The 25,321-nt window shown below is 72.9% G+C and carries 23 protein-coding genes and 1 riboswitch; of the genes, 6 read left to right on the top strand and 17 right to left on the bottom strand.

Translation table 11 applies throughout. The features are described 5' to 3' along the window. Positions 1-3 precede the first annotated feature (3 nt). The 3 genes from ACGFMP_RS16360 to ACGFMP_RS16350 form a co-directional block, all read right to left on the bottom strand. Positions 4-1,989 (bottom strand): TerD family protein, encoded by a 1,986-nt coding sequence (locus tag ACGFMP_RS16360; RefSeq protein ID WP_393673021.1) that lies wholly within the window; start codon positions 1,987-1,989, stop codon positions 4-6. A 101-nt stretch (positions 1,990-2,090) separates the two neighbouring features. Continuing rightward, complete coding sequence (locus ACGFMP_RS16355; RefSeq protein WP_393673020.1) at positions 2,091-2,912, bottom strand: hypothetical protein; 822 nt, start codon at positions 2,910-2,912, stop codon at positions 2,091-2,093. 146 nt (positions 2,913-3,058) lie between these two features. Then, entirely contained in the window at positions 3,059-3,454 is a 396-nt protein-coding gene (locus ACGFMP_RS16350; RefSeq protein WP_393673019.1) for an Imm7 family immunity protein, read from the bottom strand. Between the two features lie 77 nt (positions 3,455-3,531). On the opposite strand from ACGFMP_RS16350, the gene ACGFMP_RS16345 reads away from it, so the two are divergent. Next, the gene (locus ACGFMP_RS16345; protein ID WP_393673018.1) at positions 3,532-4,059 is read left to right on the top strand and encodes a hypothetical protein; all 528 of its coding nucleotides are present in this window, start codon (positions 3,532-3,534) and stop codon (positions 4,057-4,059) included. Positions 4,060-4,076: 17 nt separating this feature from the next. Here the strand turns inward: ACGFMP_RS16345 and ACGFMP_RS16340 are convergent, their stop codons facing one another. Next, positions 4,077-4,400, bottom strand: a complete 324-nt coding sequence (locus ACGFMP_RS16340) for a hypothetical protein (RefSeq protein WP_393673017.1) — start codon at positions 4,398-4,400, stop codon at positions 4,077-4,079. A 287-nt stretch (positions 4,401-4,687) separates the two neighbouring features. Between ACGFMP_RS16340 and ACGFMP_RS16335 the strand changes: the two genes are divergently transcribed. Continuing rightward, entirely contained in the window at positions 4,688-6,850 is a 2,163-nt protein-coding gene (locus ACGFMP_RS16335) for a SpoIIE family protein phosphatase (RefSeq protein ID WP_393673016.1), read from the top strand. Between the two features lie 106 nt (positions 6,851-6,956). Continuing rightward, complete coding sequence (locus ACGFMP_RS16330) at positions 6,957-8,162, top strand: ROK family protein (protein WP_393673015.1); 1,206 nt, start codon at positions 6,957-6,959, stop codon at positions 8,160-8,162. Between the two features lie 93 nt (positions 8,163-8,255). On the opposite strand, the gene ACGFMP_RS16325 is transcribed toward ACGFMP_RS16330, so the two are convergent. After that, positions 8,256-10,838, bottom strand: a complete 2,583-nt coding sequence (locus ACGFMP_RS16325) for a glycoside hydrolase family 3 C-terminal domain-containing protein (protein WP_393673014.1) — start codon at positions 10,836-10,838, stop codon at positions 8,256-8,258. Between the two features lie 446 nt (positions 10,839-11,284). On the opposite strand from ACGFMP_RS16325, the gene ACGFMP_RS16320 reads away from it, so the two are divergent. Beyond that, positions 11,285-12,247, top strand: coding sequence for a nitronate monooxygenase (locus tag ACGFMP_RS16320; RefSeq protein WP_393673013.1), 963 nt, complete (start codon positions 11,285-11,287; stop codon positions 12,245-12,247). 104 nt (positions 12,248-12,351) lie between these two features. On the opposite strand, the gene ACGFMP_RS16315 is transcribed toward ACGFMP_RS16320, so the two are convergent. Together ACGFMP_RS16315 and ACGFMP_RS16310 are read right to left on the bottom strand one after the other, a co-directional pair. After that, a complete protein-coding gene (locus ACGFMP_RS16315) occupies positions 12,352-13,512 on the bottom strand; it encodes an SPFH domain-containing protein (protein ID WP_393673012.1) in 1,161 nt (386 codons plus the stop codon). Positions 13,513-13,539: 27 nt separating this feature from the next. After that, positions 13,540-13,773: a hypothetical protein gene (locus tag ACGFMP_RS16310; protein ID WP_393673011.1), complete on the bottom strand. Its 234-nt coding sequence runs from the start codon at positions 13,771-13,773 to the stop codon at positions 13,540-13,542. Positions 13,774-14,099: 326 nt separating this feature from the next. Between ACGFMP_RS16310 and nhaA the strand changes: the two genes are divergently transcribed. Further along, complete coding sequence (gene nhaA / locus ACGFMP_RS16305) at positions 14,100-16,007, top strand: Na+/H+ antiporter NhaA (RefSeq protein WP_393673010.1); 1,908 nt, start codon at positions 14,100-14,102, stop codon at positions 16,005-16,007. A gap of 19 nt (positions 16,008-16,026) precedes the next feature. Here nhaA and ACGFMP_RS16300 read toward each other — a convergent pair whose 3' ends face one another. The 10 genes from ACGFMP_RS16300 to ACGFMP_RS16255 all read right to left on the bottom strand — a co-directional run bounded on the left by ACGFMP_RS16300 (position 16,027) and on the right by ACGFMP_RS16255 (position 23,760). Further along, the gene (locus ACGFMP_RS16300; protein WP_393673009.1) at positions 16,027-16,257 is read right to left on the bottom strand and encodes a DUF6296 family protein; all 231 of its coding nucleotides are present in this window, start codon (positions 16,255-16,257) and stop codon (positions 16,027-16,029) included. Between the two features lie 65 nt (positions 16,258-16,322). Continuing rightward, positions 16,323-16,964, bottom strand: a complete 642-nt coding sequence (locus ACGFMP_RS16295) for a response regulator (RefSeq protein WP_393673008.1) — start codon at positions 16,962-16,964, stop codon at positions 16,323-16,325. Continuing rightward, positions 16,961-18,289 (bottom strand): sensor histidine kinase, encoded by a 1,329-nt coding sequence (locus ACGFMP_RS16290; protein ID WP_393673007.1) that lies wholly within the window; start codon positions 18,287-18,289, stop codon positions 16,961-16,963. Before ACGFMP_RS16290 ends, ACGFMP_RS16295 begins: the two co-directional genes overlap by 4 nt. Before the next feature lie 8 nt (positions 18,290-18,297). After that, positions 18,298-19,059, bottom strand: a complete 762-nt coding sequence (locus ACGFMP_RS16285) for an ABC transporter permease (RefSeq protein WP_393673005.1) — start codon at positions 19,057-19,059, stop codon at positions 18,298-18,300. Between the two features lie 53 nt (positions 19,060-19,112). Then, a complete protein-coding gene (locus tag ACGFMP_RS16280) occupies positions 19,113-20,042 on the bottom strand; it encodes an ABC transporter ATP-binding protein (protein ID WP_393673003.1) in 930 nt (309 codons plus the stop codon). Positions 20,043-20,261: 219 nt separating this feature from the next. Continuing rightward, positions 20,262-20,996, bottom strand: coding sequence for a cobalt-precorrin-6A reductase (locus ACGFMP_RS16275; RefSeq protein ID WP_393673002.1), 735 nt, complete (start codon positions 20,994-20,996; stop codon positions 20,262-20,264). Next, complete coding sequence (cobF, locus tag ACGFMP_RS16270) at positions 20,996-21,850, bottom strand: precorrin-6A synthase (deacetylating) (protein WP_393673001.1); 855 nt, start codon at positions 21,848-21,850, stop codon at positions 20,996-20,998. The genes ACGFMP_RS16275 and cobF overlap by 1 nt, the downstream gene beginning before the upstream one ends. Before the next feature lie 54 nt (positions 21,851-21,904). After that, positions 21,905-22,654: a (2Fe-2S)-binding protein gene (locus tag ACGFMP_RS16265; RefSeq protein ID WP_393673000.1), complete on the bottom strand. Its 750-nt coding sequence runs from the start codon at positions 22,652-22,654 to the stop codon at positions 21,905-21,907. After that, entirely contained in the window at positions 22,651-23,511 is an 861-nt protein-coding gene (locus ACGFMP_RS16260; protein ID WP_393672999.1) for a CbtA family protein, read from the bottom strand. Before ACGFMP_RS16260 ends, ACGFMP_RS16265 begins: the two co-directional genes overlap by 4 nt. Before the next feature lie 33 nt (positions 23,512-23,544). Continuing rightward, a complete protein-coding gene (locus ACGFMP_RS16255; protein ID WP_393672997.1) occupies positions 23,545-23,760 on the bottom strand; it encodes a CbtB-domain containing protein in 216 nt (71 codons plus the stop codon). A gap of 55 nt (positions 23,761-23,815) precedes the next feature. Further along, a riboswitch (cobalamin riboswitch) is annotated at positions 23,816-23,896 on the bottom strand. Positions 23,897-24,176: 280 nt separating this feature from the next. Between ACGFMP_RS16255 and ACGFMP_RS16250 the strand changes: the two genes are divergently transcribed. Further along, complete coding sequence (locus tag ACGFMP_RS16250; RefSeq protein ID WP_393672995.1) at positions 24,177-25,310, top strand: HoxN/HupN/NixA family nickel/cobalt transporter; 1,134 nt, start codon at positions 24,177-24,179, stop codon at positions 25,308-25,310. Positions 25,311-25,321: the final 11 nt, after the last annotated feature.

Below are 25,321 nucleotides of genomic sequence, written 5' to 3'. Positions count from 1 at the left end.
GGATCAGCCCCTCGGTTCGAGGGTCCACCGGCCGCGTCCTCTGAACTGGAAGATCCCGCTCGGAAGCCGCTGCAGGCCCGCGGAGGTGCTGATCCGGCGCACCGGTTCGAGGTGTTCGTCCAATTCCCACAGCACCGGCAGGTCGAGCATGCCCCGCGGCGCGTACGTGACCATCACCTCGGTGTCGGGCCCGGTGTTCCGGACGACTCCGTATCCGTGGCCCTCCGCACGCTTCCCGAGCACCGGCGCGCTGGCGAGGTCGGCCGGCTCGATCCGCCACCCGGTGCTGTCGGTCGCGAAGACCTGGACGTAGCAGTAGCCCGCCCCTGACACCCACAGCGGGCCGGTCACCGGGCGCCGTTTACCGGTGGTGTCGGCGGACACGGCCGACCGGCCGCCGGCCTGGAACGCGCGGGTGAGCAGACTGCCGTCGTCGTCCGTGGTGCGCTGCAGACCGAGCAGCGCGGGCGGGCCGTCGTACCGGAGGACGGTGCTGCCCGCGCCTTCCGCGGGGCCGGTGAGCGCGGGCGCCTGCTCGATCGGCAGCAGCCGCAGTTTCCATACGCCCGCGTTCTCCAGCCGCAGCCGCGCCTCGCCCTCGCCGTGGCGGAAGAGCAGCGCACGCCCGCGTTCGCCGTGATGAGTGCCGTCGAGGTACGGCTCCTCGTCGTCGTACTCGTCGACAAGCGTCACCCGGTGTCCGAAGATCCCGTCCTCCCCGGTGATCTCGTACTCCAGCAGCGCGGGGCGTCCCGGGGAGGGATTGACCAGGGTGACCGTCTTCGCCCCGCGCCCCGTCCAGACCCCGGCGGCCTGCGCGGCAGCCTGGTCGTGCACGGGCAGCGGCCGGGCGGACAGCTGCCAGGCGCCCTCGGCCTCCAGCACGAGCAGCAGCGGGCCGTCGGGCAGCGGCGCGGTCTGGCGGAGCCTGCCGGTGTCGTTCACCAGCAGGTCGTAGGCGTTCGGGTCGTCGAGCAGCGCCGCTTCGTGGGAGGTCATCCCGAAGTAGCCGCTGCCGTCGTCGTCGCCCGCGTACTCCACGTCGAGGTCGGCCGCGGTGCCCAGGTACGCGACGACCTCGGGGCCGTGTCCGCGCAGCGGGGCGGTGCCGAGCGTGCGGGCCACCGACAGCGGCTGCACCAGCACCGTCCAGTCGTTGTCGCCCGCTATGCGCAGCCGCAGCGGGCGGCCTTCCGGGACCCGGACCAGGGCGCGGCCGCGGAAGTCGCGCTTGGTGGTGTTGAAGAGGAGTCCGTCCTCCTTGTTGCGCCCGTCGAGGGTGTGGGCGGAGAAGTATCCGTCGCCCTCGTGCCAGGCCTCGACGATCGCCGGCCCCGGTGGGAGCGGTACCTCCGCGGAGACCACGCCGTTGCCGCGACCGCGCTGGACGTAGGGCTGGAACTCGGCCCCGAGCGAGGAGGGGACGGCGTCCTGCGCGGCCACCGGCGCACCCGCTGCCGCCGGTTCCTCCACCGTGATCCCGAAGTCCGTTGCCAGCCCCGCGAGTCCGGAGGCGTACCCCTGCCCGATCGCCCGGAATTTCCACTGCCCGTTGCGCCGGTAGAACTCTCCGAGGACGAACGCGGTCTCGCTCGACGCGTCGGTCACCGCGTAGTGCGCCACGACGGTGCCGTCCGCCGTCAGCGCTTGCACGTACAGCCCGGGTACGTGCCCGAACACTCCGCCGTCGCAGGAGGCCGCGATCAGCACCCGCTGGATCCCGGGCTCGACACGTGGCAGGTCCACTTCCAGCCAGTCGGCGAGTACCCCGCCGCCCTCGGCGGTGCCGGAGTGCCGTATCGCCCCGGAGGGGTGCACCGACTGGTTGTAGAACACCAGGTCGGCGTCGCCGCGGACCTTGCCGACCGCGTCGAGCAGCAGCGCCGACGCGTCCACGGCCGGGGCCCCGGTGACCTGCCGACGGCAGACGGCGATCCGCAACGCGGCGTCGGGGACAGGCGCGTTGGCGCCCTTGCTGAGGAGTGTCATGGCGATCATGGTGACATGTGGAGATGTTGTCGAGCCGGTGGGTTGATCATGTGGAGGCAGGGGTTCCAGCCTGCGCGGAGACCCCCGCCGCGGCCATTGGGTCAGGAGCGGCCGAAAAGGCGGCGCCTGGCCCGCGGTTGGGGCGCGGCACCGTTCGCAAAGGCGGCCACCGACGGGTCGTCGTACTCGCGGGAGACCACGCTGACCAGGCCCGACTCCACGTCCTGGCGCACCGTGTCCAGGCCCTGGCGGTCCAGTCGGGCGATGGTGTCGGCATGAGTGGTGGTGTTCAGGGCGAGCATCGCGACCTTCGGATGGCTCGGGCCGAGCTTCACCTCCTCGCCGAGCAGGACCTGCATCAGGCGGTCGGCGGAGGCCGAGGGCAGCTCCTCGTCCACGGCCACATGGAGGATCAGGCCTTCCTCGCCGCCGACCTGCCAGCGGACCCACGCCACCCAGACCGATCGGACGGCGGGGAATTCGCGGACCCGCCGGACCACCGCGTCGCGCAGGGCGACAGCCACCGGGTCCGTGGACCATTCGAGCGTCATCTGCGCCCCGGGCCCGTGGGATGCCCAGTCCCGCAGCACCTGCTCGGGAAAGGTCGCCTGCCCGTTCCCCGAGCGGACCACGAGCACGGCGACGCCGGTCTTCTCCAGGATGTCCCTCAGCCGCGCCGCGTCGCAGTGCACCATCCCATCGGCGGCCGGGAGCAGTCGCGCGCCGAGCGCCGGGTCGCTGAAGCCGAGCAGCGTCGGCGACCGCTTGTCGTCGGGGACGAACACCACCGCTCCGGTGCCGGTGACGGGAACGGACACCCCGCCCTCGAACAGCGCGGCGAGCACCGCCTCCGGCGCGGGCTCGTGCCCGTCGGCGCGGCGGTCGAGGAGGTCGGCAAGACCGGCGTTCGAGGTCTCGATCACGCGTGCAGGGTAGTGCCAGGACAGCTTCAGGCCCGGCTCATCGGCATCCGGCCGCATCCGGCCGCTCCTTGACCGGCTTCGTGTCCCCGGCCGATCGCGGTCACCCGTCCGGCCAACCCGTCGGTCCGGACCTCACGGGACAGCCCTCAGTCGGTGAAGGGGCCTTCCAGCGTCGGGACGCACGGGGACAGCAGCGCCTCCACGTGGTGGGTGATCGCGCCCCTGGCGAGTCGGGTCACGCGTACCTCGTTCTCATGGCCCGGGTCCTCGTCGTCGCGGACGTGCAGGAGTCCGTAGGAGGCGGGGGCGACCGCCGCGACGTGCTCGAACAGGCCGGCGATCCCCGGTGACGAGCGGTGGTTGGAGTGGCCGCCGAGATGGACGAAGGCCTCGCCGTTCATCCATCGCAGGTCCAGGAGGTAAGGGTCGGCCATCCCTGCGATGCGAAGGCGAAGCTCGTCGACGATCTGCCGCAGCCGGACGTCGTCGTCCTCGCCGACCGCGGATTCCCTGACGGTGATCCAGCCGTGATACTCGAACACGTCCCGATCCTAAGGGCACGCCCGCCGGGGGTTGCGGGACAGCTCTTGGGGCTGTCCCGCACGTGGAGGAGGTTGCGTTGGCCGTCCCGTGGGACTTGGTGGTGTCGAGCGCGGGCGGGGTCGCGGCCACGGTCGTCGGCGTTTTCGCCGGTGGTGTCATCGGGCGGCGCGGCCAGAGCGAGCAGTGGATCAGGGACAACCGGACGGCGGCGTATGCCGCTTTCCTGGGAGCCTTCGCCACGCTGGAGATGGAAATCCGTGACGCGTTCGTCGAGGACCGCCCGCTCGCGGCGGACTGGGTGCCGTGGCACTCGGCGTTGACCATGATCAGCCTGGTCGCCCCGCAGGACGTGGCGGCGGCCGCATCGGAGTTGACCGGTGCGGTGGGTCATTTCGCGGAGCTGGTCGACCGGTCGCCGAAGACCCGCGAGGACCTGCGGGCGATCCACGCGGCCCTGGTCGAGGGCCAGATGCGCTTCGTCAACGCGGCCCGGACCTCACTGGACGGATCCCAGTCGCCGCTCGACTGGCAGCTCGGCGGCCCCCCGGCCTGGCACGAGATCGAGCCGTTCGCCCCCGCGCCGTCGGCAGAGGGGTCCGCGTAGGCCGTGCCCGCCCGGCCCTAGAACCAGTTCGCCCATCCGAAGGTGAACACATAGGAGCGGCGCCAGGCATCCGCACCGCGGATGCCGCGGAAGGCCATGACCGCCCGCACCACGCCGAAAAGTGCCGCGAAGGCCGCGGCGAGGAGTGCCCCTGCGACGGGACCCGCGGTGCCGCCCAGGATGGCGGCGGCGACGACCACGACGCCGAGGCCCAGGTGCGCGGCCGGCAGGTCGGCCCGCATTGCCTCCCGCAGGCCTTTGCGCGCCGCCGCCAAGTCGGAGTCGTATCGTGCCCGCGCCGCTTCCGGTTCCGCCGCGGGGCCCTCTGGCCACTTGTCCACTGTCGTCCCCCTCGGGTCGCGACCACAGACTAGCCGCGCGACGGGCTCCCGGTCGGGAAACACGGGACAGGCCGCGGGAGGGCACGGCGGGGTGCGCGGAGGAGGCCGTGAGGGCGGCCGGCGGCATCGGCGGGCTCCGGACCGGCGAACCCATGGTGCAAGGTTGCCCCTCGTCTGGCACCTCTGTCGTGCCGCATGCAATCACCCGGCATGGGTAGGGCTAACCGGTACAAACCGACCGAGTGGGGGTGTACGGCGGGGTTCCCGCGACGGAAGGCAGTGGGTCCATGTCAGCTCAGGACGGGGTCCGGCGGGACGGGGACACGGCCAGCGTCCTCGACGTGGAGGTGGAGCGCGTCGCCCGCAAGGTCGGCGCGCAGATCGTCGCGGGGTATCTGGACGTCCCGTCCGAGCAGCTCATCCGGCTGACGGTCGTACGGGGGGTCCCGGAGGAGATCGCCCTGCCCTGGTCCCGGGTGCCGCGTGCGGCGTACGTCCCGGTGGCCGAGGCCGTACGCGGCCGGCAGCCGGTGTGGCTCGGCGACCAGCAGGAGCTGGCGAGCCGCTTTCCTCGTACCGCGCTGTCGTTTCCGTATCCGGTCGCCATGTACGTGGCACCGCTGCTCGACGCAGACGAGTGCTGGGGTGCCGTGCTGCTGCTGTGGCCCGAGACCCACCCCCCGGAGCTCTCCGCCGAAGAGCGGCGCGAGGTGGACGCCTCCTGCCGGCGCGCGGCCCAGGGGCTGCGCCGTGCCGCCGAGGCGGGCAGGCCGGTGATGCCACGGGAGGTGCCGCTGTCGCTGGAGCCGCCCGAGGCGAAGGGGGACCCCCTGGCCCGGCTCGTCGACCGCCTCCCCGGCGGCGTGTGCGAGATGGACCTGGAGGGCCGCCTCACGTACATCAGCAGCCACGCGTCCGAACTCCTCGGCCGGCGCCCGGACGAACTGCTGCACCGCAATCTCTTCGAGGCCGTCCCCTGGCTGCACGACCCCTCCTTCGAGAACGCCTATCTCGCGGCGCTCTTCAGCCGGCTCCCCACCGCTTTCAGGGCCCGCTGCCCCGATGGGCCGGCCCTGTCGTTCACCCTGTACACGGACGACTGGGGTATCACCGCCACCGTGGAGCCCGCGGGACTCCCCGCCGAGGAGAGGATCTCCACCCTCACGGCCGCGGACGCCCCGGCCCGCGCCGGCACCCTCTTCCATCTGCTGCACATGGCTTCCGCGCTGGCCGAGAGCAAGACCGTCCAGGAGGTCACGGACTCCCTGTCCGACCAGACGATGCCCGTCCTCGGCGCCCAGGGCTTCGCCTTGATCAGCGAGGAGGAGGGCCGCATGGTCGTCCTCAGCTCGCGCGGCTTCCCCGACCGTATGCGCGAGTACTTCGACGGCCTCCCGATGACCTCGAGGACCGAGGGCGTGCGGGTCATGGAGACCGGCACGCCCTCCTTCCACCCCCACAGCGTCACCCTGGTGGAGACGTATCCGGACATCGAGCCGTACGGCGACATGGCCGCCTACGTGTATCTGCCGCTGACGATCAGCGGCCGCACGATCGGCTGCCTCGTCCTGGGATACGAGCGGCCCCGCCCCTTCCTCCCCGACGAGCGCGCCGAACTCGTGTCCCTGGCCGGGCTGATAGCGCAGGCACTGGAGCGGGCACGGCTGTACGACCTCAACGCGGGAGCGGCCCGCGGCCTCCAGGCGGGGCTGCTGCCGAACGAGCTGCCGCGGCTGGCCGGCCTGAGCACCGCCGCCCGCTACCGCCCGGCCACGAGCGGTCTCGACGTCGGCGGCGACTTCTACGACCTGATCCGCCTCGACCACGAGAGGGCCGCGGCGGTCGTCGGTGACGTCCAGGGCCACAGCGTGCGCGCGGCCGCCCTGATGGGGCAGGTCAGGACCGCCGTGCACAGCCACGCGCAGGTCGGGGCCACTGCCGCCGAGGTCCTCTCCCGTACCAATCGCCTGCTCGCAGACCTGGACACCGACCTGTTCGCCAGCTGCGTCTACGCCTGCATCGACCTGCCGCGCAGGCGGGCCCTGCTCGCCAGCGCAGGCCACCCGCCGCCGATCCTGCGCCGGCCGGGCGGCGGCAGCGAAGTCCTCGACCTGCCGCCCGGCCTGCTCCTGGGCGTGGATCCCGACATCGACTTCCACACCACGGAGGTCGACCTGCCGCCGGGCAGCCTCCTCGCCCTGTACACCGACGGGCTGGTGGAAAGGCCCGGCATCGACCTCGGCGATGCCATCGGCGACCTGGCAGGCGCCATCGACGACGCGCCGGAGGAGTCGCTGGGCGCACTGTGCGACCGGCTCATCTCCAGAGCCCAGCGGACGGCGCGGGAGGAGAAGAGCGATGACATCGCGCTGCTCCTGCTGCAGACGAGCGACACCGCGGCGGCCTCGCGGCCGGCGCACCCGCGAGGAGGAGCCCGACCGGGCGGGTGACGAGCGCCTTGCCGCCCGCGGCGTCGCGATCCACCGGAAGGCCCCGCGGCGCAGGACACCGCGGCCCGATCCGCCGGCATCCGCCCGAGGCCTTAGTCTTCCGGGGATGGATCCCGCCCCGACTCCCGTTGCGCTGCGCCCCGTTGAACGGCATGTCGTCTCGGTGCTCCGCGACCGTGACGGCGCCACCCGCCGGGAGCTGGCCGGCCTCACACGGCTGCCGCTGACGACCGTCACCGCCACCGTCGCCTCGCTCGTCGCCCGTGGGGTCCTCGCGGAGGGGTTCGCGGAGCCGGTCGCGGGCGGCCCGCGCGGGGCGGGGCGGCCGGCCTCGACGATACGCATCGACCTCGCCGGCAGGACCGTCGCCGCCGTCCAACTCGGCCGCACCCGGCAGTCGGTCACCCTGGTACGCCTCGACGGCCGCGTCCTGGAGAGTGCGGAGATCCACCTCGACCTGACCCAGCCGTTCGAGGCCACCGTGCAGGAACTGGCCGAGGCCGCGCGCTGCCTCTCGGACAGGGCGCCAGACGCCGTTGTCCTGTCGGTCGCGATGCCCTTCAGGCAGGGTGCGGGAGCGCCGCCCATCCCCATGTACCCGCCGGGAGAGGCTCCGTTCACCCGGCGGCGGTACCCGCGCCCCGACTGGCTGCTCAGCGACCCCTCTGACGTCCTCACCCGGGCGCTCGGCACCCCGGTGCTGATCGAGAACGACATCAATCTGGCCGCGCTCGGCGAGGCCGGCCACGGCGCCGCCCGCGGCGCCCACACCGCGGTCTACCTCAGCGTCGTCCCCGGGTTCGGCGCGGGCATCGTCATCGGCGGCCGGCTGCTGCGCGGGGCAGGCGGCGTCGCCGGTGAACTCGCCCACATCAGCGTCCGCGAGGACGGCGACCTGTGCCTGTGCGGCAACCGCGGCTGCTTCACCACCGCCCGGCGCAACGGCCCGAGCCTGGTCGATGACATCGCCACCGCCGTCGGCCGCACGGTGACCCTGGAGGAGGTCATCTCCCTGGCCGCAGGCGGCGATGTGATGGTGCGGCGCTGGCTGACGGATCTGGGGCGCACCATGGGGCGGCCGCTCGTCGGCTTCGTGACCATGCTCAATCCCGACCTGCTGGTGGTCGACAGCGCCCTGGGGCCCGCGGCGGAAGCCGTGGCGGCCGGTCTGCGGGAGACGATCGAGCACCGTACGTCGCCCATGACCCACCACGGCCTCGAGGTCAGACCCGGTGTGCTGACCACCACGGCGGTGGCCGCGGGCTCGGCCGTCCTGGCGGCCGAGAGCCACATCGGACGGCTGCTCGGCTGAGCGTGCCCGGACCCTGTTCGGGCGCAGGGCAGGACGGCCACCGGGCGGGACGGGGGCAACCAGTGGCCGGTCGCCCCCGTCCGGCGGATCGGGCTACTTCACGGTCACCTCGGTCCGCAGTGGCAACCGGGCGGCGGAGGTGCCGACGAGGATGCCGTAGGAGCCGGGCAGGACGGTCCATCCGGTGCTCGCGTTGACCCAGGTCGCGAAGGCGTCGGCGGGCAGGTCGAGTCGGACGGTCGTGGACTTGCCGGGGTCGAGGGTGACCTTGGCGAAGGCCTTGAGCTGCTTGGCGGGTTCCAGGGCCGCGGCAGGGGACTTCACGTAGAGCTGCACCACCTCCGAGCCGCTGCGCGACCCGGTGTTGCGGATCCTGACGGTGGCACTGACGGTGCCGTCGGAGGCCCGGCCGGTACGCAGGTCGGTCAACTCGAAGCTGGTGTACGACAGTCCGAAGCCGAAGGGGAAGAGCGGCTTCTCCCCCGAGCTGTCGTACCACCGGTAGCCGATGGCCAGGTCCTCGTCGTAGTAGACCTGCACCCCGTCGCCGGGGAATTCCACGGTGGTCTTCGCCGGGCCCTGTTCGTCGGCCGCGGGGAAGGTCTCGGTGAGCCGGCCGCCCGGCTCGGCGTCGCCGAAGAGCATCGCGGCCAGCGCGTTGCCCTGCTCCTGGCCGGAGTACCAGTTGGCGATGACCGACTTCACCTGCGGGAGCCACGGCATGAGGACCGCGCCCGAGGTGTTGAGGACGACGACCGTCCTGGGGTTGGCCCTGGCGACGGCCGAGATGAGCTGGTCCTGGTCGGCGGGCAGCGACAGGGTCGAGCGGTCCATGCCCTCGCTGGTGACGTCGGCGACGACGACCACCGCGACCTCGGCGCTCTTCGCCGCGTCCGCGGCGGCCGCGATCAGCGCGTCGTAGTTCGCCTGGAGGCCCAGGTGCAGGCTGGTCCTGGGGGCGCGGCCGCCGGGGACCGGCGCGGCGGAGACGTAGTCGACGACGATGTCGTGCGGGCCGGCGGCCAGGGTGACCAGGCCGTTCTGCACGCTCTCCGCCCCGGGCCTGAAGGCGAGGACGGCGGCGCCGTCGATGGTGACGGTGGCCGTGCCGCCGGCGCTCAGCGAGAAGCGGTACCCGCCGGAGGTGGCGGCGGTGAAGGTGCCGGTCCAGCGGGCCGACCAGCCGTTCGCGGCGTTCGCCACCGCGGCCGGCGCGGCGCTCAGGTCCAGGTTCGGTACGGTCTCGGTGCCCAGCGGGGTGCCGGTGAAGTCGGTCGTGCCGTAGTAGGTGGCGGTGAGCCCGCTGCCGAAGACCGAGGCGGGGGCGACGGGCGGCGCGGCGATACCCAGGGTGCCGGGCGTGTACGTGACGGTGGCGCTGCCGGCGCGGGCCTTGATGCCGGCCAGCGCCGAGACGACGGTGCCGTTCGCGTTGACGCTGCCGGAACCGCCGCCGTGGGTCTGGGGGTGGGCGTCGGCGGCGTCACCGATCACCGCGATCGACGCGGGCCTGCCGAGCGGCAGGAGATTCCCGCGGTTCTGCAGCAGCACGCTGCCGCTGACGGATATCCGCCGTGCCAGTGCGAGGTGCTCGGGTGTGCTGACCACCTTCGACACCACCGTCGCGGGGTCCACCAGCCGGTGGTCGAAGAGCCCGACCCGGAACATCGCGGTGAGCACGTGCGTGACCATCGCGTCCAGGGTGCCGGTGCTCACCGAGCCGTTCTGCACGGCGGTCTTGAGCGCGTCGCCGAGGTAGGTGCCGCCGGGCATCTCTATGTCGGAGCCGGCCTTCGCGGTCTGCACCGTGCTGTGGGTGCCGCCCCAGTCCGACATCACGATGCCGTCGAAGCCCCAGGTGCCGCGCAGGGTGTCCTGCACGATGGCACGGTTCTCCGAGGTCCAGGTGCCGTTGAGCTTGTTGTACGAGGTCATCACGGCCCCGGTGCCGCCCTGTTGCACGGCGGCTTTGAAACCGGGGAAGTACAGCTCCTCCAGGGCCCGTCGGGAGATGATCGCGTCGATCGAGTTGCGCAGCGTCTCCTGGTTGTTGGCGACGAAGTGCTTCACGGTGGCGATGACGTGGTTCGACTGGATGCCCTGGATGACGGCCGCCGCCAGCTGCCCGTTCAGGTGGGGGTCCTCGGTGTACGTCTCGAAGGACCGCCCCCAGTGCGGCAGGCGCAGGATGTTGATGCAGGGGGCGAGCGCGAAGTTGTGCCCCTTGGCCGCGTGCTCGTTGCCGTAGGCCTTGCCGTAGTCGTCGGCAAGCGAGACGTCCCAGGAGGCCGCCAGGGCCTTCGAGTCCGGCCACTGGGTGACCCCGACGGAGCCGTTGCCCACACCGCTGGGGCCGTCGCCGAGCCGCAGCGCCGGGATGTCCAGCCGGGTGTTCGCCGGGATCATGCCGGTGTACCCCTGGCCCGCGGGCACGCCGTGGCAGTACGCGATCTTCTCGTCGAGCGTCATCTGCGCGACCAGGGCTCTGGCCTTCTTCAGCGCTGCCGACGCGCCCGGCTGGGCGACCGGTCCCGAGTCGACCGGGCCGGACACCACCGCACCGCCCGCCGTGGGAGCCGCGGCGTTCGCAGCCGTCGCCGGAGTGACGGCGGCGACTCCCGCGGCGGCCGCGCCGCCACCGGTCAGCTTGAGTACGGATCTACGGGAAACCGACATATCCAACCCCTTTGGAGAGTGAGGATCCTGCCGAACGGGCCGCGGTATCGAGCTGATTTCGCGGCCTCGCCCTCATTCATTGAATTCATTCCTTGAACGCAAGCGAAGAGAACGACGCCGATCTAACCCCTCGGAAGCGAGAGCGTCAATAGTCACGGCACGGCCTCTCGCGGAGGCTTCGCAACGCTCTCATGTGGTCGGATCCGCGATTTGAAGCCTCCGGCGGCGGATACAAACAGGGCATTCGACGAGCCATCGGTATTTAACCTGTGACGTTTTAATAGGGAGGTGACCGGCGCCTGGCGCGACTCAGTGAAGACGATGCGCCACAACGGCTTCACCTCCGGAACCGCAGCGGCGAGAATTCCACCGCACGCACCACCGTTCCCTTCCGGTCGCGGCGGGCGACGTTTCGCGGCGGCGCGGTGCGGGGGAGGATGGCGGCCATGACGCTGTCGACGCGGTTCACGGAGCTGTCCGGCGCGCGGCACCCGATCGTGCTGGCACCGATGGGCGGCTCGGCCGGGGGCGCGCTGGCCGCGGCCGTCTCCCGCGGCGGCGGCCTCGGGATGCTGGGCGCAGGGGACGGGGACCCGACGTGGCTGGCCCGGGAGGTGCCGCTCGTCGCCGAGGGCTCCGGCAGGCCCTGGGGCATGGGCTTCCTGACCTGGCAGCTGAAGGCCGGGGTGATCGAGCAGGCGCTGGAGTACCGGCCCACGGCGGTGATGCTGTCCTTCGGCGACCCGAGCCCCTTCGCCGAGCGCGTCCGCTCCGCCGGCGCCCTGCTGATCCTCCAGGTGACCGGCCTGGAGGAGGCCGGGCGGGCCCTCGACCTGGGAGCCGACGTCCTCGTGGCACAGGGCACCGAGAGCGGCGGCCACGGGGCACGGCACGGGCGCTCCACGCTGCCGTTCGTGCCCGCGGTGGTGGATGTGGCGGGGCCGGTGCCGGTCCTGGCGGCCGGCGGGATCGCCGACGGCCGCGGCGTGGCTGCGGCCCTGGCCCTGGGCGCCGCGGGGGCGCTCGTCGGCACGCGCTTCCAGGCGACGACCGAGGCACTGGTGGACCCCTCGACCGCGAGGGCGATCGTCGAGGGACGCGCCGAGGACACCGAGCGCAGCAGGGTGCTCGACATCGCCCGAGGCTCACGGTGGCCCTCGGACTACACCGCTCGCACCCTGGGCCACCCCTACCTCGACCGCTGGCGGGGCCGGGAGGCCGAGCTGGCCGCGGACCCCGGGGCCCTGGAGGAATACCGGCAGGACGTGGCGCGGGAAAGGATCCCGGCGCTGCCGGTGTGGGCGGGCGAGGCCGTCGACCTCATCCACGACCTGCCGTCCGCTGCCGACCTCGTGGCCGGCCTCGCGGCGCAGGCGGAAGCGGCGCTCGACCGGGCCGGCAGGCACTGACGCCGGAAAGGCGCCGAGGCAGGCCCGCCGGCTCGCCGGACATGCGGGCGCCGCCGCGGCCCGCGGGTCGTGGCGGCGCCCTGCCGCGTGTGTCGCGCGGCGGGTCAGTCGATGTCGACCTGGCCGTCGGACTTGCGGCGCCCGTGCACCTCGACGGCGCCGCTCGGCGAACCGGTGGGACTGCCGTCGGGGCCCAGGTTCTTGCGGACCGAGTCCAGGATGGTCAGGCCCTGGCTGACCAGGCCCGCGGCGATCTCGCTGAGGCCGTCTGCGCCGTTCAGGACGTTGACGTTCGCGCCGGACAGGCCGTTGGCGGCCTCCTTCACGATCTGCGGAAGCTGATCGATGATCATCCGGTCGAGGGCGACCCGGTCGTGCGAGGCCGCCGCCGCGGCCTGGATCCGCATCCGCTCGGCGTCGGCGACGGCGAGCACCCGGATCCGCTCGGCCTCCGCCTCGGCGGGCTTGACGACCTCGGCGACCAGCTGCTGCTGGCGCAGCTCTGCGGCCCGCAGCGCGAGCTCGGTCTGAGCGGCCAGCACCTCCTGCTGGGCGTGCGCCTGCGCGAGCGGGCCGGCCTGGGCCGCCTGGGCCTGGGCGCGGTCGATCTGGGCGGAGTACTCGGCCTGGACGACCGCGGTCTGCCGCGCGTACTCGGCCTGGTTGCGGGCCGCGACCTGCTGGGCCTCCACCGACGCCTGGGTGGCCTGGGCCTGGGCGATCTGCGCCTGCCGCTGGATGGCGGCCTTGTGCGGCGCGGACATCGCGTCGATGTAACCGGTGTCGCCGTCGTCGATGGACTGGATCTGCAGGGAGTCGACGGTCAGGCCGATCTTGGCCATCTCGGTCTTCGAGGTCTCCAGTACCTCGGTGGCGAGCTTCTGCCGCTCGGTGACGATCTCCTCGACGGTCATGGAGCCGATGATGGACCGCAGATGGCCGGCGAAGATCCGGCCGGTGAGGATCGACATCTGGTCCTGGTCGGACAGGAAGCGCTGGCCCGCGTTGACGATGCTCTCGTGGTCGTTGCCGACCTTGAAGGCGATGACGGCCTTCACCGTCAGTGCGATGCCCTGCCGGGTCACGCAGGTCTCGGCCACCTCGGACTCGCACATCGCCAGGGTCAGGAACCGGGTCTTGCGGAAGACCGGCAGCACGAACTTGCCGTGCCCTGTGACCACACGGAAGGGCGCACCGCCCAGTCCACGGCGACCGCCCGAGATCAGCATCGCCTCATCGGGTGCGGGTACGCGATAACCGAACATCCTTGACATCTCCTTCGTCTGCGCGGCTCATCCGGTCGGGGCGTCCAGCGGGTCGGCCCACTCGATCACATCGACCTGGCGCATGCCGCGGGAATCCACCACGAGCACCGTGGTGCCCTTGGGCAGCGGATCGTCGGACCAGGCGAGGAAGGCCTCGGTGCCGCCCCTGATCCGCACCAGGACCTCGCCTGGCCCCGCCGCGCCGCGGCTGCCGATCAGCAGTTCCCCCGTGCAGCCGATCACGGCATCGTCCCGCGCCACCACCGGCCGCCCCCTCGTCGTCGTCCAATCTCCGGCCCTGCCCATCCTCCCACCCGGGGACGGCCCGCGGAGGCCTGCCGTCGCCACCAGGTACGTACTGCGTACGGCTGATGTTCAGCGGAAGTCGCCCGGGGCCGCCGCAGGTCGGCCGGGCGGTGGCGGCGGCCCGCGGCGGCGGCCGGAATGTCCCGGGCCGCCCGCCGGTTGCGCCGTCGGGGCGTACCGGCCCGCGGGCGCGACCTGCCGTGTCCACGTACCGGTTCAGTGCGCCCCGCGCGCCCGGCTCGTGCCAGGGTGTGGCTCACACACGAACTGCGGGAGGCTGGATGTTCCGGGGCTTCAGCACGCCCTTGACGGGTCGGACCGAACGGGACCGTTCCGGGGTCTCGTCGCCGTGGGCGTACATCCGTACCGAGACCGGCAGTGCCGCGGTGCTGCTGGCCGCGACGGTGGCGGCCCTGGCATGGGTGAACATCGCACCGGGCAGCTACGCAACGGTCTGGGACACCCGGCTGTCGGTCGAGCTCGGTGCGCACGGAATCGACATGGACCTGCGCGAGTGGGTGAACAGCGGGCTGATGACGCTGTTCTTCCTGGTCGTCGGGCTCGAGGCGCGCCGCGAGTTCGACATGGGGGAGCTGCGCGACCGGCGGCGGATCCCGCTGCCGCTGCTGGCCGGGCTCAGCGGCATGGCGGTGCCGGTGGTGATCTACCTGGCGGTGAACTCGGGCCGGCCCTCCGGGCACGGCTGGGGAGCAGCGATGTCCACCGACACCGCGTTCGCCCTGGGCATGCTGGCGCTGCTGGGGTCGCGCTTCCCGCGCCGGCTGCACACCTTCATCCTCACCGTGGCGGTGGTGGACGACTTCCTGGCGCTGGCGGTGATCGCCGTCGCCTACAGCGAGCACCTGTCGTGGACGCCGCTGCTGATCGGGGTGGGCGTGCTGGTGGTGGCGGCGCTGGTCCGCAGGACCGGCACCCGGCGCGGGCCGGTCTACGCGCTGCTCGGCGTGGTCGCCTGGGTGGCCTTCGTGAACTCCGGGGTGGACCCGGTGGTGGTGGGCCTGATCATGGGCCTGATGTCGTACGCGTACCCGGCGTCCCGGGACGCGCTGGAAAGGGCCAGCGGGCTCTTCCGGTCCTTCCGCGAGCAGCCGACCCCGGAACTGGAGCGGGAGGCCCGGCAGGGCATCGCCTCGGCGCTCTCGCCCAACGACCGCCTCCAGCGGCTCTACCACCCGTGGAGCAGCTACGCGATCGTGCCGCTCTTCGCGCTGGCCAACGCCGGTATCGAGATCAACGGGTCGCTGCTGTCCGACGCCTTCACCTCGCCGATCACCCTGGGCATCCTGCTGGGCTACGGCGTCGGCAAGCCGATCGGCGTGATCGGGGCGTCGGTGCTGGCGACCCGGCTGAGCGGCGGCCGGATGCGGCCGCCGGTGGGCTGGGGGGCGGTGGCCGGCGGCGGGACCATCGCGGGGATCGGCTTCACCGTGTCGCTGCTGATCGCGACGCTGGCCTTCGACGGGCGGCAGCTGGACGAGGCGAAGATCGGCGTGCTCAGCGCGGTGGTCTTCGCGATGCTCGCCACCTCGACGGTGGCGCTCGTCATCGCCCGCATGCCGAAGGAGCGCAAGGCCAAGGCGCTGCTGGGCACCGCGGAGGCCGTCGTCGACCTCGCGGAGCCGGTGGACCCGGAGCGGGACCACGTACGGGGGCCGCTGGACGCGCCGGTGACGGTGGTCGAGTACGGCGATTTCGAGTGCCCCTACTGCGGCCAGGCAGAGGAGGTGGTGCGCGAGCTGCTCGCCGACTTCGGCGACGTCCGCTACGTCTGGCGCCATCTGCCGCTGACCGATGTGCACCCGCACGCGCAGCTCGCCGCCGAGGCCGCCGAGGTCGCCGGGCTCCAGGGCGCCTTCTGGGAGATGCGGGACCGGCTTTTCGAGCACCAGGACCGGCTGCAGGTCAAGGACCTGCTGGCGCATGCCGAGCACCTGTCGCTCGATGTGGGCGCCTTCCGCGAGGCGCTGCGCGGGCGCAAGGGCGCGCCCCGGGTCGAGCGCGACGTGGAGTCGGCCGACCTGAGCGGGGTGTCGGGCACACCGACCTTCTTCATCAACGGCAGGCGGCACCACGGCGCCTACGACATCGAGAACCTGTCGGCCGCCGTGGTCGCCGCGCGGGACCGTGCGGTGCTGATCGACGGGGCGGGTCCCGGCGAAGGCTACTGAGGGGCACTCCCCCGCGCTCTCAGCGCGGCACGGAGTGGACGGACAGGGGGACGTCGGGTGTCTGGTGGCCGCCGCTTGCGACCATCCGGACCTCGCCGTCCGCGCTGATCTCGGCGCGGACGATACCGGTGTCGTCCTGGTAGATGGGATAACCGCCGGCACCGGACCGGTCGGTGCGGTGCACCAGCACCGCGTCGTCCTCGACGGCGGCGGCGTGGAACACCAGCTCGTACGTTTCCGGATAGTCCATGGCTGCCTCCCGGCCTCGGTTGCCGGTCAACCTCCATCATCCACCAGGTGCGGCCGGCGCGCCTGTCAGTCGAGCAGGCCCGCCTTGTACGCGGCGGCGACCGCGGCGGCGCGGTCGCGCACGCCGAGCTTGGCGTACAGGTGCAGCAGGTGGGTCTTGACCGTGGCCTCGCTGATGAAGAGCCGGCGGGCGGCCTCCTTGTTCGTGGTGCCCGCGGCGACCAGGCGGAGGACTTCGAGTTCGCGGTCGGTGGGGGTCGTCTCGGGCGTCGCGGGGGCGGCCTGCGGGGTCCTGACACGGCCGAGGATCTTGCTGGCCACCGTCGGGGCGAGCACGGCCTCGCCGCGGTGGGCGGCGTGGACCGCGCGGACCAGTTCCTCGCGCGGGGCGTCCTTGAGCAGGTAGCCGGTGGCGCCCGCCTCGATCGCCGGCAGCACGTCGGCGTCGGTGTCGTAGGTGGTGAGGACCAGGACGCGGATCGCGGGGGCGCGGTCGGCCAGCAGCCGGATCGCCTCGACACCGCCCATCCGCGGCATCCGCAGGTCCATCAGGACGACGTCCACCGCCAGCGCCACGGCACGGTCGACTGCCTCCGCACCGTCCGCGGCCTCGCCCGCGACGGTGAAGTCCGGGTCCCCGTCGAAGACGCCGCGCAGGCCGTCGCGGACGACGGGGTGGTCATCGACGATGAGCAGGCGAATGGTCACGCGCCATTGTCCCCCGCGGCGGAGACCCGGCCGCCTTCAGGGGCGGGGGTCCGCGCGGACGGGCAGAGCGGGGAGGGGGCCGGGACGGTCGGCGATGCGGTCGCGGCGGGGACGCGGGCGCTCAGTGCGGTGCCCTCACCCGGGGCGCTCTCGATCTCCAGGGTCCCGCCGACCTGGTGCAGCCGCTGCCGCATCGCGGTGAGGCCGTAGCTGTCGCCACCGGGTGCGGAATCGAAGCCGGCCCCGTCGTCGAGCACGTCGAGCATCACCACCTGGTGCGTGTACGAGAGGGTCAGGCCGGCGCGGGAGGCAGCTGCGTGCTTGGCGATGTTGGCCAGGCCCTCCTGCGCGGTCCTGAAGAGCACCACCTCCACCGGTGGGGGCAGCGGTACGGGGCTGCCGGTGACCTCGACCCTGACACCGACGCCCGAGGTCCGCGACCAGCGCCAGGCCAGGTCCTCCAGGGCGCCCGGCAGGTGGGCGGCCTCGTCCAGCGGGCCCGGGCGCAGCGCCCGCACCGAGCGGCGGGCCTCGGCCAGGCTCTCCCTGGCCAGCGTCCTGGCCAGCTCGCGGTGCCTGGCGCGGCGGGCGGGGTCGGCGTCGAAGCGCTCCGCGGCCTCCAGCTGGGTGACGATGCCGGTGAGGCCCTGGGCGATGGTGTCGTGGATCTCGCCTGCCATCCGCTGCCGCTCGTCCAGGACCCCGGCCTCGCGGGCCTGGGTGACCAGCTGGGCGTGCAGCCCCGCGTTCTCCACCATCGTCTCGCGCAGCCTGCGGTTGGCCTCGGCGAGTTCCTCGATCATCTCGGCCCGCCGTCTGCTGCGCTGGTCCTCCTCGATGCCCTGGTTGGTGATGACGCCGGCGAAGACCATGTTCACGACCACCAGGCCCGCGTAGACGCCGAGGGTGCCCCCGTGCAGGTTGCCGAAGCCGCCGACCTGGGTGGTGGCCATCAGTGCCGCGTTGACGGCGATGGCGGGCATCCGCAGGGCGCGGGGCAGCAGCGCCACCTGGAGGTAGCCGGTGAAGCCGAAGAAGCCGAAGAAGGGGCTGAGGGCGACCAGCGCGGCGATGAGCGCCTGGAGGCCGGCGAAGAAGAGGATCGCCCGGCCGCGCCGCCCGGCGGGCGCGGGGTAGGGCAGGTCCATGAAGCGCAGCCACAGCGCGGCAGCCGCGGACAGCCCGCAGGCGGCCGCCACGAATGCCGCCGTGTGGGGGCCGAGGCCGAGCGCCAGCACCAGGGAGACCCCAAGGCCGCCGTAGGGCAGGTGCTGCTGGAGCTGCTGGAACCGCACGTCGGAGGTGTCGCCGCTTGCTGCCTTCACCCGTCCCATCATTCCCAACGGAAAAGCCGTGCGGCCAGCAGCCCGCCGAGCACGGTGTACGCGGCGAGCACCGCCAGGTGGTGCCACAGGGCTCCCTGGCCGGCCCAGGCCGCCATCACGGCGCCGAAGGGGACGTACTCGCTGATCCGCCGGAGCACGTCGGGCAGCTCGGCCAGCGGCACGTACAGGCCGCTGAAGAAGAAGTTCAGCACCATCAGCGGGACGCCCATGCCGCTGGCGGCGCCCGAGGTGCGGGCCAGTGCGGCCACCACCAGGCCGAGGGCGAACACGGCGGTGCTGCCGAGCAGGAAGGAGGCGGCGACCGCGCCGGGGTTCGCCGGCGCCTTGACGTGGAAGGCGAGGCTTCCGACGGCGGTGACCGCGGCGACGCCCACCGCGGCCAGGGCGGCGATGACGGCCAGCAGCGCGGCGAGCAGGCCCGCGGCCGGGACCGGGCTGACCGACAACCGGCGCAGGAAGCCCTTCTCGCGGAAGCCCGCCATGGTCATGGGCAGGGCGGTGCAGCCGAGGAACAGCGGCACCATGGCGGCGATGGTGGGCACGTACACGTCCAGGACACTCCGCCCGCCGAGGTCATCGCTCGGGGTGCGGAAGCCGGGGATGTTGCCGAAGACGATCAGCATCAGCAGCGGGAAGGTGAGCCACACCAGAGCGGCCGGCTCGCGCATCAGCAGCCTGGCCTGGGTGGCGGTCAGGGTGCGGAAGCCCTTGGCGGTCATGCGGACGGGTGGCGCGGCGAAGGCGGTCATCTGAATGTCCTCTGCGGGTGTCGGGGTGGCGGGGTGTCGGCAGTGCGCGCGGGTCAGCGGGCGTCGTCGGCGCGGCCGGTCTGGTGCGCCCCGCCGGTCAGGGCGACGAAGGCGTCGTCGAGGGTGGCCTGGTCGACCCGCAGGTCGGCGGCGATGATCCGGCGCCTGGCCAGCAGGGAGGTGACGGCGCCGACGAGGTCGCCGGTACCGGTGAGCTCGACCTGCCCGCCGTGCCGGGCCAGGGTGGTGACCTCGGGCAGGGCCCGCAGCTCGGCCTCGTCCAGCGGCGCGGACGGCCGGAAGCGCATCCGCTGCTCCTGCCCGGCCCGCCCGGCCAGGCCCGCGGGGGTGTCGACGGCGACGATCCGGCCGGCGTCGATCAGTGCGACCCGGTCGCAGAGCCGCTCGGCCTCCTCCATGAAGTGGGTGACCAGTACGACGGTGGCCCCCTGGTCGCGGATCTGCTCCACCAGGTCCCAGGTGGCGCGGCGGGCGTGCGGGTCGAGGCCGGTGGTGAGCTCGTCGAGCACCACCACCCGGGGGCGGCCGACCACGGCCAGGGCGATCGCCAGACGCTGCTTCTGGCCGCCCGACAGGCTCTTGTGCCGGGCGGCGGACTTGTCGGACAGGCCGAGGCGGTCGAGGAGTTCCGGGATGTCGGCGGGGTCGGCGTGGAAGGACGCGAAGAGTTCGAGGGCCTCGCGCACCCGCAGCCGGTCCGGCAGGCCGCTCTCCTGCAGCTGGACGCCGAGCTGCCGGCGTACGGCGGCGCGTTCGCTGCGCGGGTCGAGGCCGAGGACCCGCACCCGGCCGCCGTCTGCGGGCCGCAGCCCGGACAGGCACTCCACCGTCGTGGTCTTGCCCGCGCCGTTCGGGCCGAGGATGCCGAACACCTCCCCTTCGCCGACCGAGAACGACACGTCGTGGACCGCGATGTCGTCGCCGTAGCGCTTGTGCAGGTGCTCGACCTCGATGACCTTCATTGCCGTGGACCTTCCCGGTGGCCTTGGGGCGGCGCTTCGCCGTCGTGGACCGAGAATCCCGCGCGGAGGCCTCCGGGCGGATCGACCACCGGGGTGCGGTGCACAGGCGGCGCGGTGGATCCGGGGGTCAACCGATCGGTTGATGCGGGCGGCGGCGCCCCGTGCGACCGCCCGGCTTCCGAACGGCAGCCTCGCGGCGCCTCCGGAACCCGCCCGAGGTCAGAGGGTGCGCAGCCAGTGCGCCGCGGCGGCCGGGGTGGTGACGGTGGGTACACCGGGGGGTGCCTGCGGGCGGCGGACGATCAGTACCGGCAGGGCGGCCTCACGCGCCGCGGTGAGTTTGGGGGCGGTGGCGGTGCCGCCGCTGTCCTTGGTGACCAGGACGTCGATGCGGTGCTCGCGCAGCAGGGCCCTCTCCGCGTCGAGGCTGAAGGGCCCCCGGTCGAGCAGGACGCGGCAGTGCGCGGGCAGCGGTGGCGGTGGCGGGGCGACCGAGCGGGCCAGGAAGCGCAGCGGGAGGTCCGCGAAGGCGGCCAGGTCCCGGCGGCCGGTGGTCAGGAAGGGCCGCCGGCCCAGGGCGGGAAGCAGTGCCGCGGCCTCCACGACGGTGTCCGCCCAGTGCCAGCGGTCCCCCTCCCCCGCGCTCCAGCCGGGCCGGCGCAGCGCCAGCAGCGGTATCCCGGCGGCGCGGGCCGCGTCCACCGCGTGGCGGCTGATCGCCTCGGCGAACGGGTGGGTGGCGTCGACCACCGCGCCGGTGCGCCGCTCCCGCAGCCACTCGGCGAGCCCTTCGGGGCCGCCGAATCCGCCGACCCTCGCCTGGCCCGCGGGCAGCCGCGGTGCCGGGGTGCGGCCGGCGAGCGAGGTCGTCACCTCCAGGCCCTCCGTGCCGGCGAGCAGGTCGCCGAGCTCGCGGGCCTCGGCGGTGCCGCCGAGGATCAGCACCCGGCGCATCAGGGCGCGTCGGCGGGCGCGGCCCCGGCGGCGGGCGCCCCGGGAGGCGGGGCGGCGTCGGGTCCCGCCTCGTGAGGGGGCCGGGAGCCGGCGGCCCTGCGCAGCAGGTAGGTGTCCATGATCCAGCCCTTGCGGGCCCGCGCGTCGGCTCTGACGGTACGTATCCGGTCGGCCAGTTCCTCGTCCAGCGGGCCGGCGAGCAGGATCTCCTCGGGGGTGCCGAGATAGGCGCCCCAGTAGATGTGCAGGCCCTGGCCTGCGAGCGCGCCGAAGGCCTGGCGGGCGTCGAGCATCACCACGACGTCGTCCACGCCGTCGGGCAGTCCGCCTTCTGCGAGCCGCCGTCCCGTGGTGATCTGGACCGGGCGGCCGACCTGGTTGAGCCCAATGCGGTGCCGGGCGGCCAGTGTCGCCACGGCGCTGATGCCGGGCACCACCGTCCATGCGAAATCCGTGCCGCCGCGGGCCTGCACGTCCTCCAGGATCGCCAGGGTGCTGTCGTAGAGCGCGGGGTCGCCCCAGACCAGGAACGCCCCGCACCCGCCGTCGGGCACCTCCTCGGCGATGAGCCGCCGGTAGATGTCGGCGCGGCGCCGCCGCCAGTCGTCGACGGCGGGTGCGTAGTCACCGGTGGGGGCCTTGCGGTCGCGGTCCGGGTCGCGCGCGACGACCACCCGGTGCGGGTGGGCGGCGTGCCGTTCCAGGATCTCCTCGCGCAACCGCACCAGGCCCGCCTTGTCCTCCCCCTTGTCCAGCAGGAAGAACACTTCGGCGCGCCCGAGCGCGCCCACCGCCTGCAAGGTGAGCTGTTCGGGGTCGCCCGCGCCGATGCCGATGACGTAGATGTGCTTCACGCACCGGAGTGTGGCACAGGGTCCGTGCGGCGCCGGGGCCGGTCGGGGCGGTGGTCAGGCGGGTGTGCCGTGCAGCACGCAGTCGCCGCACAGGGCGCCCGCGCGGTCGGGGGCGGCGCGGTAGATCAGGCAGCAGCTGCGCCGGCGGAAGGTGCCTGCCGGGGTGCGGGCGCTCTGTGCCCGCAGCGGCGGGCGGTCCAGCAGCAGGGCGGTGAACGCGTGGGCGCGGGCGGCCAGTTCCGGACGTGCGGCGGCCAGCGCGGTCGCGGCGCCGTTGACCGCGGAGGCGGTGTTGCCCAGCAGGATGTGCCGGGAGACTCCCAACGCCCCCATGTGATCGGCCAGTTCCGCGAGCGGACCGTCGAGCAGCAGGCGGGCCACGGCGTCGGCGAGCCGGTCGGGCGCCGGGAGCGCCGGTCGCAGCGCGTCGTCCGGCAGCGAGACCGGGACCGGGCCGCCCAGCGCGGGCTGCCAGCGCACCGCGCCGAGGTCGTAGCCGAGCGGCCGCCGGTGCAGGACGGCCGCGGCGAGCGCGGGCGACACCAGCCGGGCGGCCAGGCCGAGATGGGCGACGGAGGCGGCGACCCGCGGCTCGACCGCGTCCTGCGGCTGCCCGCCGGCCGCGGCCAGATACGCCCTGACGCCGGCGGCCCGCTCGGCGAGCAGCGGCCCGGTCATGGACGCCCACGGGCCGGCAGGCGGTGCGCCGGCCGGGTGGGTGGAGACGGCGAAGAACGGCCCGAGCGCGGCGATCTCCTCGATCACCGCGCCCGGCGCCGCCGTGCCGTGCGGGTGGCCGGTCATGCCGGTAGGGGTGCCGCCCCTCGTGCGGTGGCCGTGTCGGGCCGGGGCCTGAGCACCCGGTCGGCCAGTGGCGCGAAGACCAGGCCGATCACCGACCAGAGCAGCAGTTGCGCGGCGACGGAGTAGAAGCGGAAGGAGAAGAGCACGTCGGCCGGGAAGCCGGGGTAGACGATGCGTCCGCTGCCGTCGGTGAGGGGCAGCGGGGTCTCGGTGGCGTGGTTTCCGAAGTGCTCCTTGTTGTAGGCCAGATGGCCGAGCGGGGGCAGCACCAGCATGACGACGCCGATCGCGACGGCGAAGGCGCCGGCGGCCAGCAGGGTGGCGTTCCAGTTGCCGAACCTGGCTTGCAGCCGTCTGCCCAGCCAGGCCGCGCCGGCCAGGAAGGCCACCGAGCAGACCACCATCAGCAGGTAGAGGCCGCTGCGGGCCCTGATGGTGTCCTCGTGCCCGATGGCCGGCGGGTTGGCCGGGTACTTCAGGAACGGCACCAGGTACATGCCGAGGAATCCGCCGCCCGCGACCAGCAGCGCCAGGCTGCGGGCCCGCAGGCCGCCGACGCGGCCGAGGCAGACCGCGTAGGCGACGGCGAACAGCGCCCCCATGGCCATGCCGAACACGATCATTCCGGCGCCTATCCCGACGTCGGCCTGGACGGTGCGGCTGAACAGGTCCGGGTCGGCCGCGGCGGCCGGCAGGCCGGCCGCCTTGTCGAGTGCGGCCTGTGCGGCGTCCCGGCCGCTCTCGTAGTCGATCGCCCTGCCGATCTGCGGCTCGGCGAAGACGCGGGCGAAGAGGAAGGCGAGCAGCCCGGCGGCTGCGCCGGCCAGGATGCCGCGCAGTATGAGCTTCTTTTCCATGTCGAGTTGTCCGTACCTCGGGTTCCGGCGGTGTCAGTGGCAGGGGAAACCGAGGAAGTGGCGGGCGTCGTGGACGAACTCGTGGATGTGCATGTCCTTGCCGAAGACCGAGACGGCGCCCTGGTCGACACCGATGAAGTAGTAGGCGGCGAGCGCGAGGATCGCGGTGCCGACCAGCCACAGCACGGCCTTCGAGACCGGCAGGACGACCGGCGTGGCTGCCGGGCGGGGTGCGGAAATGCTGCTCAAGGTGAGCCCTCCTTTGGGGATCGTGCGTCCCTGTTCCATGGGCGTCGTGATGAGCGGCTGTCTGACTTCCCGTCTCGCCCGGTGCGGGCGGCGGGATCACAGTGGCGCGACCGTGCTGGATTCCCACCAGCTTCCCCACGTCATCACTACACGGCGAGCGTAGGGCTCGGTTCTGTCATGCGTCAATCAGGACGAAGGGACATCGGCCACGCTTTCCCGGCGCTTGTGATCAAGCTCTCCCGCCCCGATCGCAGCCGGGCCCGGACCCGTTGCGGCTGCGGCGCGCCTGCGGGGCAGGGCTTCCGGTCGCGGCGGCGGGTGTGAACGAAAGCGGAGGGGGAAGCTATTGCGAGTGATTCGCAACAAGTAGTCTGTTGCGGTAACCGCTCCCCCAGCCGCTCCACGGAGGACCCACGATGACCACCACCACCGAGGCCGCCGTCCCAGCGGCGTCCCGCTGGCGCCGCATACGCGGATCGATGACCCGGGCGGAGTGGTCCCGGCTGGGCGGGATGGCCGCGTTCATCGTGGCGCTGCACGTCATCGGGTGGTTCACACTGGTGGCGATCGTCGCGCCCGAGCACTACAGCCTGGGCACCAAATCCTTCGGCATCGGCATCGGCGTGACCGCGTACACGCTGGGCATGCGGCACGCCTTCGACGCCGACCACATCGCGGCCATCGACAACACCACCCGCAAGCTGATGCACGAGGGCAAGCGGCCGCTGTCGGTCGGCTTCTGGTTCTCGCTGGGCCACTCCAGCATCGTCTTCGCGCTGGCCCTGCTGCTCTCGCTCGGCGTCAGGTCGCTCGCCGACCCGGTCGAGAACGACGACTCGCAGCTGCACAATGTCACCGGCTGGGTCGGCACCACCGTCTCCGGCACCTTCCTCTACGTCATCGCCTTCATCAACCTGCTGATCCTGGCGGGGATCTGGAAGGTCTTCCGGCAGATGCGCGGCGGCCACTTCGACGAGGCCGCGCTCGAAGAGCACCTGAACAACCGAGGGTTCATGAACCGGCTGCTCGGCCGGGTGATGAAGTCGGTCACCAAGCCGTGGCAGATGTACCCGCTGGGACTGCTGTTCGGGCTGGGCTTCGACACCGCCACCGAGATCGCACTGCTGGTGCTCGCCGGGTCAGGCGCCGCCTCCGGGCTGCCGTGGTACGCGATCCTGTGCCTGCCGGTGCTGTTCGCGGCGGGGATGTGCCTGCTGGACACGATCGACGGCTCGTTCATGAACTTCGCCTACGAGTGGGCGTTCTCCAAGCCGGTCCGCAAGGTCTACTACAACCTGACCATCACCGGCCTGTCCGTCGCGGTCGCGCTGATCATCGGCACCGTGGAGCTGCTCGGCCTGGTCAGCGACAAGGCGGGGCTGCACGGGGCGTTCTGGGACTGGGTGGGCGGCCTGGACCTCAACATCGTCGGATACGTCATCGTCGGGCTGTTCTTCGCCACCTGGGCGGTGGCGATGGCGGTCTGGAAGTTCGGCAACATCGAGGAGAAGTGGACGGCGGGGCTGCGCCCGGTCGAGCAGCAGGACTGAGCCCTCCGCCG

Origin of the sequence: Streptomyces sp. NPDC049040 (assembly GCF_043197715.1) — a bacterium.
Lineage (GTDB): Bacteria > Actinomycetota > Actinomycetes > Streptomycetales > Streptomycetaceae > Actinacidiphila.
The sequence above is the reverse complement of the archived record's forward strand: the minus strand, read 5'-3'. Positions and strand labels throughout refer to the sequence as shown.

Coding starts and splice junctions, on each gene's coding strand:
- ACGFMP_RS16360 (WP_393673021.1), bottom strand. CDS start 1,989: ATGACACTCCTCAGCAAGGGCGCCAACGCGCCTGTCCCCGACGCCGCG.
- ACGFMP_RS16335 (WP_393673016.1), top strand. CDS start 4,688: ATGTCAGCTCAGGACGGGGTCCGGCGGGACGGGGACACGGCCAGCGTC.
- ACGFMP_RS16330 (WP_393673015.1), top strand. CDS start 6,957: ATGGATCCCGCCCCGACTCCCGTTGCGCTGCGCCCCGTTGAACGGCAT.
- ACGFMP_RS16325 (WP_393673014.1), bottom strand. CDS start 10,838: ATGTCGGTTTCCCGTAGATCCGTACTCAAGCTGACCGGTGGCGGCGCG.
- ACGFMP_RS16320 (WP_393673013.1), top strand. CDS start 11,285: ATGACGCTGTCGACGCGGTTCACGGAGCTGTCCGGCGCGCGGCACCCG.
- ACGFMP_RS16315 (WP_393673012.1), bottom strand. CDS start 13,512: ATGTTCGGTTATCGCGTACCCGCACCCGATGAGGCGATGCTGATCTCG.
- nhaA (WP_393673010.1), top strand. CDS start 14,100: ATGTTCCGGGGCTTCAGCACGCCCTTGACGGGTCGGACCGAACGGGAC.
- ACGFMP_RS16300 (WP_393673009.1), bottom strand. CDS start 16,257: ATGGACTATCCGGAAACGTACGAGCTGGTGTTCCACGCCGCCGCCGTC.
- ACGFMP_RS16285 (WP_393673005.1), bottom strand. CDS start 19,059: ATGACCGCCTTCGCCGCGCCACCCGTCCGCATGACCGCCAAGGGCTTC.
- ACGFMP_RS16280 (WP_393673003.1), bottom strand. CDS start 20,042: ATGAAGGTCATCGAGGTCGAGCACCTGCACAAGCGCTACGGCGACGAC.
- ACGFMP_RS16275 (WP_393673002.1), bottom strand. CDS start 20,996: ATGCGCCGGGTGCTGATCCTCGGCGGCACCGCCGAGGCCCGCGAGCTC.
- ACGFMP_RS16265 (WP_393673000.1), bottom strand. CDS start 22,654: ATGACCGGCCACCCGCACGGCACGGCGGCGCCGGGCGCGGTGATCGAG.
- ACGFMP_RS16260 (WP_393672999.1), bottom strand. CDS start 23,511: ATGGAAAAGAAGCTCATACTGCGCGGCATCCTGGCCGGCGCAGCCGCC.
- ACGFMP_RS16250 (WP_393672995.1), top strand. CDS start 24,177: ATGACCACCACCACCGAGGCCGCCGTCCCAGCGGCGTCCCGCTGGCGC.